General features: G+C 65.3%; 10 protein-coding genes and 1 pseudogene. 5 read left to right on the top strand and 6 right to left on the bottom strand.

Going from position 1 to position 10130, the window contains the following annotated elements:
- The first annotated feature begins 14 nt into the window (after positions 1-14).
- Entirely contained in the window at positions 15-1448 is a 1434-nt protein-coding gene (locus FHS75_RS10350; protein ID WP_179407649.1) for a glutamate synthase subunit beta, read from the top strand.
- Positions 1449-1464: 16 nt separating this feature from the next.
- Here the strand turns inward: FHS75_RS10350 and FHS75_RS10345 are convergent, their stop codons facing one another.
- Together FHS75_RS10345 and ung are read right to left on the bottom strand one after the other, a co-directional pair.
- Positions 1465-1803 (bottom strand): TraR/DksA family transcriptional regulator, encoded by a 339-nt coding sequence (locus tag FHS75_RS10345; protein ID WP_179407648.1) that lies wholly within the window; start codon positions 1801-1803, stop codon positions 1465-1467.
- A gap of 9 nt (positions 1804-1812) precedes the next feature.
- A complete protein-coding gene (ung, locus tag FHS75_RS10340; RefSeq protein ID WP_179407799.1) occupies positions 1813-2487 on the bottom strand; it encodes a uracil-DNA glycosylase in 675 nt (224 codons plus the stop codon).
- A 79-nt stretch (positions 2488-2566) separates the two neighbouring features.
- Between ung and FHS75_RS10335 the strand changes: the two genes are divergently transcribed.
- From FHS75_RS10335 to FHS75_RS10320, 4 genes and pseudogenes are all read left to right on the top strand, one after another.
- Entirely contained in the window at positions 2567-3184 is a 618-nt protein-coding gene (locus FHS75_RS10335) for a ribonuclease D (RefSeq protein ID WP_179407647.1), read from the top strand.
- Positions 3181-3822 carry an LPS export ABC transporter periplasmic protein LptC gene (gene lptC, locus FHS75_RS10330; protein ID WP_179407646.1) on the top strand — a complete coding sequence of 214 codons (642 nt, stop codon included), beginning with the start codon at positions 3181-3183 and terminating at the stop codon, positions 3820-3822. The genes FHS75_RS10335 and lptC overlap by 4 nt, the downstream gene beginning before the upstream one ends.
- Positions 3823-3824: 2 nt before the next feature.
- Positions 3825-4379, top strand: a complete 555-nt coding sequence (locus FHS75_RS10325) for an LptA/OstA family protein (protein WP_179407645.1) — start codon at positions 3825-3827, stop codon at positions 4377-4379.
- A gap of 157 nt (positions 4380-4536) precedes the next feature.
- Positions 4537-4755: pseudogene (locus tag FHS75_RS10320) on the top strand (GDP-mannose 4,6-dehydratase); the annotation flags it as partial.
- Here the strand turns inward: FHS75_RS10320 and FHS75_RS10315 are convergent.
- From FHS75_RS10315 to leuS, 4 genes are all read right to left on the bottom strand, one after another.
- Positions 4664-5773: a sugar transferase gene (locus FHS75_RS10315; protein WP_425325959.1), complete on the bottom strand. Its 1110-nt coding sequence runs from the start codon at positions 5771-5773 to the stop codon at positions 4664-4666. The pseudogene FHS75_RS10320 and the gene FHS75_RS10315 overlap by 92 nt on opposite strands.
- 284 nt (positions 5774-6057) lie before the next feature.
- Positions 6058-7089: a DNA polymerase III subunit delta gene (holA, locus tag FHS75_RS10310; protein ID WP_179407643.1), complete on the bottom strand. Its 1032-nt coding sequence runs from the start codon at positions 7087-7089 to the stop codon at positions 6058-6060.
- Complete coding sequence (gene lptE, locus FHS75_RS10305; RefSeq protein ID WP_179407798.1) at positions 7086-7526, bottom strand: LPS assembly lipoprotein LptE; 441 nt, start codon at positions 7524-7526, stop codon at positions 7086-7088. The genes holA and lptE overlap by 4 nt, the downstream gene beginning before the upstream one ends.
- 68 nt (positions 7527-7594) lie before the next feature.
- The gene (leuS, locus tag FHS75_RS10300; RefSeq protein ID WP_179407642.1) at positions 7595-10117 is read right to left on the bottom strand and encodes a leucine--tRNA ligase; all 2523 of its coding nucleotides are present in this window, start codon (positions 10115-10117) and stop codon (positions 7595-7597) included.
- Positions 10118-10130: the final 13 nt, after the last annotated feature.

The raw sequence follows: 10130 nt of genomic DNA, 5'->3' as shown, positions 1-10130 counted from the left end.
AGGACTGATACGCAATGGGTAAGGAAACCGGCTTCCTCGAGCTGGATCGCCACGATCGCAGCTACGCCGATCCCAAGGAGCGGCTGCACCACTACAAGGAATTCGTGATCCCGCTCGCCGACAACGAGCTGAAGGATCAGGCCTCGCGGTGCATGAACTGCGGCATTCCGTATTGTCACAACGGATGCCCGGTGAACAACCAGATCCCGGACTGGAACCATCTCGTCTACGAGGACGACTGGAAGAACGCGCTCGACAACCTGCACTCGACGAACAACTTCCCCGAGTTCACCGGCAGGATCTGCCCCGCGCCGTGCGAGGCCAGCTGCACGTTGAACCTCATCGACCAGCCGGTCACCATCAAGTCGATCGAATGCGCGATCGTCGACAAGGGCTGGAAGGAAGGCTGGATCGTTCCGTACGTCCCGGGCGAGCGCACCGGCAAGTCGGTTGCGGTCGTCGGCGCCGGTCCGGCGGGCCTGGCATGCGCGCAGCAACTGGCGCGGGCCGGGCATTCGGTGACCGTGTTCGAAAAGCACGACCGGGTCGGCGGCCTGCTGCGTTACGGCATCCCCGATTTCAAGATGGAAAAGCACCTCATCAATCGCCGTGCGGTGCAGATGGAGGCAGAGGGCGTGACCTTCCGCACCTCGACCGAAGTCGGCGTCGACGTGTCGGTCAAGGCACTGAAGGAAAACTTCGACATCATCGTCTTCTCGGGCGGCGCCGAGGAAGCGCGCAAGCTCGACATTCCGGGCGCGGAACTGCCCAGCGTACGCCTGGCGATGGAGTTCCTCACCCAGCAGAACAAGCGCAACGCCGGTGACGACGAGATGCGCGCCGCGCCGCGCGGTTCGCTGACCGCGACCGGCAAGCACGTCATCGTGATCGGCGGCGGCGATACCGGCTCGGACTGCGTCGGCACGTCGAACCGCCAGGGCGCCGCCTCTGTCACCCAGCTCGAGATCATGCCCAAGCCTCCCGAAAGGGAGGACAAGGCGATGACCTGGCCGAACTGGCCGCTCAAGCTGCGCACTTCGTCAAGTCACGAGGAAGGGGTCGATCGCGACTGGGCGGTGCTGACCAAACGCGTCGTCGGCGAGAACGACGTCAAGGGCCTCGAATGCATCCGCGTCGAATGGGTCGACGGCAAGATGCAGGAAGTCGAAGGCAGCGAGTTCACGCTCGAGGCCGACCTCATCCTGCTGGCGATGGGTTTCATCGGTCCGCGCAAGCAGGGCCTGATCGACCAGTCGGGCGTCGAGCTCGACCCGCGCGGCAACGTCAAGGCCGATACCGTGAAGTACCAGAGCTCCGATCCGCGTATCTTCGCGTGCGGCGACATGCGGCGCGGCCAGAGCCTCGTCGTCTGGGCGATCCGCGAGGGCCGCCAGTGCGCCCGCGCCGTCGACGAAGTGCTCATGGGCACGTCGGAACTGCCGCTCTGACAGCAGCCGGGCGGCGCTAGCTCCGCTCTCCCGAAGCGCAGCCGACACACTGGCTCGCGCTCGGGTCATGGCGCAGGCGTGCCTCTGCGATTTCCTCGCCGCAGGTTCGGCACCAGCCCCATTCGCCCTCGTCGAGGCGCACGAGCGCGGCGACGATCCGCTGGCGTTCGGCCGCGCGCCGCTTTTCGGCGGCGAGAGCCATTGCCTGAACCTGCATCGCGTCCATCCGGCTTAGGCGGCCGACACTGTCCTGCTCGAGAGCGACGGGAGCCCGCGATTCCGCGCTGATGCGATCTTCCTCGTCGAGCTGCTCGCGGCGGGCGATCAGGCGGTGCCTTGCTGCATCCTCGTCCATCGCCGCAGGTTACCAGTCGATCCGGCCCCGTCCATGGCTTTCGAGGAAGGCGTTGGCCTGACTGAAATGACGGCATCCGAAGAACCCCGAGTGCGCCGACAGCGGGCTGGGATGCGGCGCCGTCAGCACGAGGTGCTCGCCTTTGCCGAGACCCGGAACCCGCTGCGCCTTGCGCCGGGCATGGCTGCCCCACAGCAGGAATACGCAGGGGTCGGACTTCGCGGCGACCGCCGCAACGGCAGCATCGGTTATCGCTTCCCAGCCGAGCGACTGGTGCGATCCTGCGCGTCCCTCCTCGACCGTGAGCGCATTGTTCAGCAGCAGGACTCCCTGCCTTGCCCAGTTCTCGAGGTTGCCGTGCGCCGCCGCCTCCACGCCGCAATCGCTTGCCAGTTCCTTGTAGATGTTGACGAGGCTTGGCGGGATCCTGATGCCCTCCGGCACCGAAAAAGCGAGGCCGTGGGCCTGGCCCGGGCGGTGGTAGGGATCCTGGCCGAGGATCACGACCTTGACCTTGTCCAGCGGCGTCAGTTCAAGGGCGCGAAGCCTGCATCCGCGCGGCGGAAAGATGCTTTTTCCCGCTGCTTCCTCGGACTTGAGAAATCCACCAAGTTTGCGCGCTTCCGGCGATCCAAGTACCGGGTCGAGCGCGGCGCGCCAGCTTTCGGGTACGGCGGCAGTCATCGTTGCGGTCTTTTCCATCGGCGCGTTCCCCGCTTCGCCATTGCGCAAATCCGGCCCAATCCCTAAGCACTTGCCGCATATGGCTGTCCATCTCCACGAAGAAGATCTCCCCGAAGGCGTGCTCGCGCCGGGTCCCGTTGCGGTCGATACCGAAACCATGGGACTCGTCACGCATCGCGACCGCCTGTGCGTCGTCCAGATCTCGGACGGGGGCAGCGATGAGCATCTAGTGCGCTTCCGGGTGGACAGCGACTTTGCCGCGCCGAACCTGAAGTCGGTCCTTGCCGACCCGCAGCGCGTCAAGCTGTTCCATTTCGCGCGGTTCGATCTCGCCGCCATCGAATACTACCTTGGCGTCATGGCGACCCCGGTGTTCTGCACCAAGATCGCCAGCAAGCTCGTGCGCACCTACACCGACCGGCATGGCCTCAAGGAACTGGTGCGCGAACTTCTCGGCAAGGAAATCTCTAAACAGCAGCAGTCGAGCGACTGGGGCGCGGCCGAACTGACCGAGCCGCAGTGCGAATACGCAGCGTCCGACGTGCGCTACCTTCACGGCCTGCAGGCCATCCTGTCGGAGCGGCTTTCCCGCGAAGGCCGCACTGCGACCGCGCAGGCCTGTTTCGACTTCCTTCCCACGCGCGCCCGGCTCGACATCGCCGGCTGGGCCGACCGTGACATCTTCAGTCACGAATGACGGCCGAAGCCCAGGTCATCCGGTCCCGAAGGCGGAACTTCGCGGCGCCCGGCGGCTCGCACGACCGACTCGTTTCCTTTCTCGCAAAGGCCCTTCCGGCGGCAGTCGGAGTCGTGGCGGCGGTGATGATCCTGACGCCGCTCAGCCCGCGCGGAGAAGTCTCGTTCCTCCTGGACCGCAATGAAGTCGCCATCACCGGCGAGCGGCTCCGCGTCGACGATGCGGCCTATCGCGGGCAGGACGACCGCGGCCGCGACTTTCTCGTAACTGCGGGAAGCGCGATCCAGGCCACCGGTGCCGTTCCGATCGTGCGGATGCAGGATCTCGTCGCCAGGCTGCAGATGCCCGAAGGACCTGCCGAGTTACGGGCAAGCCAGGGCTTCTACAATTATCGCGACGAGGAAATCTCGGTCTCGGGGCCGGTCAATTTCCGCGCTGCGGACGGCTACCGGATGGTGACGAGCAATGTCGAAATCGATCTCGACACGAAACGTGCGGTCGGGTCGGGGGGTGTCGAAGGCGCCGTGCCCTCGGGCTCCTTCAGGGCCGACCGCATCGTCGCCGATCTCGCCGAGCGCACCGTAGCGCTCGAAGGCAACGCGCGCATGCGCATGGTTCCCGGCAAGCTGAGGTTCTGATCATGACCGGCCGCATCATTCCTTTCCAGGCGCTGCGCATCGGCCTCGCCTCCTTCGCCATCGCGGCGGCCGCGCTCGTCGGCTGGCAGCAGCTTTCGGCGCAGGGGCTTGGCGGGCACAACAGCAACGCACCGGTAAATTATGCGGCCGACCGCATCGAACTGCAGGACCGGCAGGACCGCGTCGTGCTTTCGGGCAACGTCGACATCACACAGGACAACCTGCGGCTGCGGGCCGGACGTACCACTGTCGCGTTCTCTGACGCCGGGACGCTTCGTATCAATCGCATCACCGCGACCGGCGGGGTCACCGTCACGCGCGGGGGCGAAAGCGCGCGGGGCAATGTCGCGATCTACGACCTCAACGACCGGGTCATCACCTTGGTCGGCAACGTCCGTCTCCAGCGCAGCGGCGATACCCTGAGCGGCGGCCGGCTCGTCATCGACCTGCAGAGCGGCGTTTCGAGCGTCGACGGACGCGCATCCGGGAATGCTGCGGGCACCCGGAACAGCGGTGGCCGGGTATCCGGCTCTTTCAGGGTCCCTGACCAGAACTGAGCATACCCGGGTATCCGGGTCGGCGGTCCGCTTGTGCCCGCTTCGCGACGGGTCGAAGGCCATTGCCGCGTCGGATACGATGATTTTCCTTGTGCGGAGAGCGCACGACGTTATCGCTCTCGCAGTTGCAGCATTATGCTCGCCGGGAGATTTGCAGATGTCCGATACAAGCGGGAAAGTGGCGCTCGTTACCGGTGCGACCGGACAGGACGGTGCCTATCTCGCACGGCTCCTGCTCGAGAAGGGATATACCGTCCACGGTATGAAGCGACGCTCGTCTTCCTTCAACACCGGCAGGATCGAGGACATCTACGAGGACCCTCACGTCGAGGACCAGCGCTTCGTCCTGCACTACGGCGACCTGACAGATTCGACCGGCTCATGTCTCCGGCGATCACATTGATCAGCTGCGGCAACTCGTCGAGGCTCGTCCGGCGAATGAACCTGCCGGTGCGGGTAATGCGCCGGTCGGTCTTGGAAGCCGAGATCGTGCCCTCGCGATCTGTACCCACGACCGTCATCGAACGGAACTTGTACATGTCGAAGAAGCGGTTTCCGCGACCCATGCGCTTTTGCACGAAGAAGACAGGTCCGCCGTCCTCGAGCTTGATTGCAATCGCGACTGCAACGAAAACCGGCGCCAGGACGAGCGAGGCGGCGCTCGCCAACGCGACGTCCAGCAGCCGCTTCATGGCTCGCGCACGAAGCCCCAAAGGTCCCGACGAGACCATCAACAAGCCATGGCCGCCCGCAACCCGCGCACCGTGCGCGCCGAGCCTGATGACTTCGTCGGCAAGAACCTCGCCTTCGATGTTCGCGCCCTTGAACATCATGCTCCAGGCGGCGCGGCGTTCCTGCGGGCAACTGACGACGACCCGATCGATATTGCGCAAGACGAGGCCAATTCGGTCGAGCGCGTGTGGATCCTGCAGGTCCGGACGCAAGCCGAGTTCGCGCGCATCGACCCGTATCGCGCCTTCGAGCTCGATCGGCGGACCGCCATCGTCGATGACCACCTCGTTCACCGCATTGGATCCGCAGCGCCAGCGTACAAAGCTGCGCATCTGCAAACGGGTCCACAACAGCAGGGCTCCGGACATGAGGACGCAGATGCTGAATGCGGCCCGCGAAAAATCTGCGCTCGACTTGGTGTAGAATGCAAAGAAGACGAGTGCGGCGGCAGAGAGGAAGAGCGCGCTCCCGGCCCTGAAAATTCCCCGCCAGGGATCGCGCAGCGCATCAATCGAGTAGGCGCCGTTATAGAGCGCTATGGTCAGGAAAAGCGGCAGCAGAAGCTGTCCGATCGACAACGCTTCGTCCGCGCCTTCCGGGCCGAGGTACGCATATCCCGCGAGGAACGATCCGAAAAGCAGCGCAAGAATGTCGCCAAGCATCAGGCCCAGATAGCTCTGGAGCCTCCGACGCTCGAGCGACGGCGCGAGAACAAGCTTGTCCGCGTCGGGTCTTGATCGATCAAGGCGCTTGGCAGCGAATGGCGCATTCATGCTTGTCGCAGCCCTCCGAGGTCGAAGTATACGAAAGTTCTTTTGCGGCTCCGGCGCGAATGCTTTCGACAAGCAGTCACGCTATGCTGCACTGCAGTACGTATATTCCACTAGTCCAGATTGGCAATATCATAATTGCCTTGCGCCGACGAATCGTTCTCTTGATGCGCCGGTCAGCCGCGCGATGCGGCAACTCTCGCGATTTCCGCAAGTTCCTGAGAAAGCAGTATTTCCGCATCCCTGCTGTTAGCCAGCAGAGCGCGGTGGGTGCCTGTCAGCCTGTCTACCAGCCTTTCCAGTCTTCTCCCACGCCAGCGCCGGAGCTGGTCGGCGATGTCTGCCTGATCCTTCCAGAATATGCGCCTTGCACCGGATTCCGCCTTCACGAGGGTTCCGATATCCGATCCCCTGCCCAGCTTTGCGGCGAGGCCAGCAAGCTGCGCCGCCCGCCTCTCAAGCGCCAGAAGCAGGCCCACGGGATTGAGGCCAAGTTCGCGCATCCGCTGCAGCTCTGCTGGCAGGCGCGCGTGGCGACCGCTGAGCACGACGTTGACCAGCGGGGCGAAGCCTTCTTCCTCGGTCGCCGCGCCGACTTCCGCCAGCGCCTCGTGCGTCAGCGACTTCGGCGCTTCCTGCGCTGCGTCGAGATAGAGAGCCAGTTTCTCGATCTCTGACCGGGCCAGCCGCGAGTCCATGCCTGCCGCACGCGCGATGCGATCGGCCACATCGGCATCCATGCGCAGGCCAGCCGCATCGCCGAAAGCGCGCACCTGCGCGCTCGCCGCTCGCAAGTCGGGCGGATAGAACATTGCGACGAGCGCGTCCCCGCGGTTCGCGAGCAGCTTTGCCGTGCGCGACTTGTCCGTCGCGCCGGTCGCCACGATCAGAATCGGGCAGATTTCCACCTCGGAATCGAGAACGTTGGCAACGGCGTCGTGCGCCTCCTCGCCTTGTGCCCGAACCAGTATATGCCGCCTGCCGCCGAAAAGCGATGTCGAGCGCGCCTCGTCGCCAAGCACGACGGGGTCCTTGCGCAAGTCCGCACCGGCCAGCTCGATCCTCTCGCCCACATCGCCCAGAAGCGAAACAATGCGCATGGCGGCGTCGTGAGCGCCTGCCTCGTCGGGGCCGCAGAAGAAGAAGAGCCTCGCGTCGTTAGCGGCGCGCGGTGCGATGCCGGCGAAGTCCTTCTGGGTTGCCTTCACGGCGCTCCCGGTCCGCTCTCGCGCAGTTCGAGCGCCACTTGCGTGACGATCCTGTCCGCCACGTCCCTGGCGAGGTTTTCGAGCGCGGTCTGCTCGGCGGCGATCGTTGCGTACTCGGACGAGACTACGTCGATGCCGGCGTCCGAACCGGCAGTCGCATCGAGCACGATCGTCCCGTCGGCGAGGTCGACCAGCTGGTACCGCGCCCTCAATGCCCGCCGCTCGCGTCCGATGGTATCGTCCGAAAGTAGCGCGAAGCCTTCGAGCGTGTCGTCTAGCCTCACGTCGAGCCGGTAGCGGGCGGTTGCATCGCCTGCTGCGCCGAGCCGGTCGCGCAAGGCGTTGCGCACCAGCCACCCCGACCGCCCGGGGATCGCCGCGACATCGACCGCCGCCAACCCGCGCGCCACTTCGCCGCTGCCGCCACCAGCGTACATGGGCTTAAGGCCGCAGCCGGAAAGCGCGAAGGCGATGCCGATGGCGGCAAGCGAGGCGGCAAGACGCTTCACGCCACCAGGTTCACCAGCCTGTCGGGAACCACGATCACCTTGCGCACTTCCGCTCCATCGAGCGCACGCTGGACCTTGTCGCTGGCAAGGGCAAGGGCTTCGAGTTCATCCTTCGACATGCCCTTGGCGACCGTAAGCGTATCGCGCAGCTTGCCCTTCACCTGAATGGCGATAGTGACTTCGTCATCGACCAGCAGCGCAGGATCGACTTCCGGCCATGCGGCCTCTGCAACGAGCCCCTCGCCTCCCATCGCCGCCCAGCCCTCTTCGGCAAGGTGCGGCATCATCGGGGCGACGAGCAGCAGCATCGCGCGGATCGCGGCGGAGCGGCTGGCCGAAGGTTCGGCCTTCTCGATCGCGGATGCCAGTTCGTAAATCCGCGCGACCGCCTTGTTGAACGAAAGCGCCTCTATGTCCTCGGCCACGGCGGCGACGGTCTGGTCGCGCTTGCGGTCAAGCGCCTTGTCCTCGCCCGAGGCCGAGGCGTCGTACCGGGCAAAAAGCCGCCACAGGCGCTGCACGAAGCGGCCGCAACCCTCGATGCCCGCCTCGGACCACGGCAGGTCTCGCTCCGGCGGGCTGTCGGAGAGCATGAACCATCGGATCGCATCGGCACCGTATGTCGCGACGATCTCGTCGGGATCGACGACGTTCTTCTTCGATTTCGACATCTTGACGACGCGCCCGATCTCGACCGGCTGTCCATCGTCCTTCAGCGACGCAGCTTCGCCCGACCGGTCTACCTCGCCCGGGCTGAAGTAGATTGTCTGTCCGTTCTGCGGGTTCCTGCGCTCGTAAGTCTCGTGCGTCACCATCCCCTGCGTGAACAGGCTGGCGAAGGGTTCCTTCACGTCGATCAGGCCGACGCGGGCGAGCGCGCGCGTCCAGAAGCGCGCGTAGAGCAAGTGCAGGATCGCATGCTCGATGCCGCCGATGTACTGCTCGACCGGCAGCCATTTCGCAATGGTGTCGGGATCGAACGGTCGGTCGGCAGGCTGGCTGGCGAAGCGCAGGAAGTACCAGGAGGAATCGACGAACGTGTCGAGCGTGTCGGTCTCGCGCTCCGCGGCCCCGCCGCATTTCGGGCAGTCGGTGTGCTTCCACACCGGATGTCGGACGAGGGGATTGCCGGGCGTCTGGAAATCGACATCCTCGGGCAGCACCACCGGCAGCCTGTCCTCGGGCACGGGAACGACGCCGCAATCGGCGCAATGGATGAACGGGATCGGCGTGCCCCAGTAGCGCTGGCGCGAAACGCCCCAGTCGCGCAGCCGCCAGACGGTCCTGCCCTGCCCCCAGCCCCCGCCTTCGGCGCGCGAAATGACTTCGGCCTTGGCCTCGTCCACGCTCTTGCCGTCGAGAAAGTCGGAATTGACGATGACGCCGTCGCCGCTTTCCGCCTCGCCCGCAAACGGCTTGCAGGCTTCGTCCGCGTTCGCCGCGACGACGCGCGGGATGGGCAGGGCGTACTTGGTCGCGAACTCGAAGTCGCGCTGGTCGTGGCCCGGCACCGCCATGATCGCGCCGGTCCCGTAGTCCATCAGGACGAAGTTGGCGATGTAGACCGGCAGGTCGGCGCCGGTGAAGGGGTGCCTGGCCGTGATACCCGTGTCGAAGCCCAGCTTCGCGGCGGTTTCAAGTTCGGCGGCAGTTGTCCCGCCCGCGCGGCACGTCTCGATGAAGGCCTGCGCTTCGGGCGATCGCTCTGCCACGCCCTGCGCGATCGGATGTTCCGCGGCGACCGCCACGAAACTGGCCCCGAAGATCGTGTCGGGCCGGGTGGTGTAGACCTCAACCGCCTCGCCGTTCGACAGGTCGAAGCGGAACTGCAGCCCCTGGCTCTTGCCGATCCAGTTCTCCTGCATCAGCCGCACCTTGTCGGGCCAGTTTTCCAGCCCGGACAACCCCTCCAGCAATTCGTCTGCGAATTCGGTGATCTTGAGGAACCACTGCGAGAGCTTGCGCTTCTCGACCAGTGCGCCCGAACGCCAGCCGCGTCCGTCGATCACCTGCTCGTTGGCGAGCACGGTCTCGTCGACGGGGTCCCAGTTGACCGAGCTTTCCTTGCGGTAGACGAGGCCCGCTTCGTAGAGTTTCAGGAACAGCGCCTGTTCGTGCCCGTAGTATTCGGGATCGCAGGTGGCGAGTTCGCGGCTCCAGTCGAGCGCGAAGCCGAGGCGCTGCAGCTGGGCCTTCATGTTGGCGATGTTCTCGCGCGTCCAGCCGCCCGGGTGGACGCCCTTCTCCATCGCGGCGTTTTCGGCTGGCATGCCGAAGGCGTCCCAGCCCATCGGGTGGAGTACTTTGTGTCCGCGCATGCGCTTGTAGCGCGCGAGGACATCGCCCATCGTGTAGTTGCGCACATGCCCGATGTGGATGCGCCCCGAGGGATAGGGGAACATCTCAAGCACGTAGCTGCGCGGCTTGTCGCTCGCATCGTCGGCGCGGAAGCACTGGCGTTCGTCCCAGGCACGCTGCCAGCGGATATCCGCCTGCTGCGGATCGAAACGTTCGCTCATGGCGAAGGAAAGC

Source organism: Novosphingobium marinum, assembly GCF_013408095.1.
Lineage (GTDB): Bacteria > Pseudomonadota > Alphaproteobacteria > Sphingomonadales > Sphingomonadaceae > Novosphingobium > Novosphingobium marinum.
The sequence above is the reverse complement of the archived record's forward strand: the minus strand, read 5'-3'. Positions and strand labels throughout refer to the sequence as shown.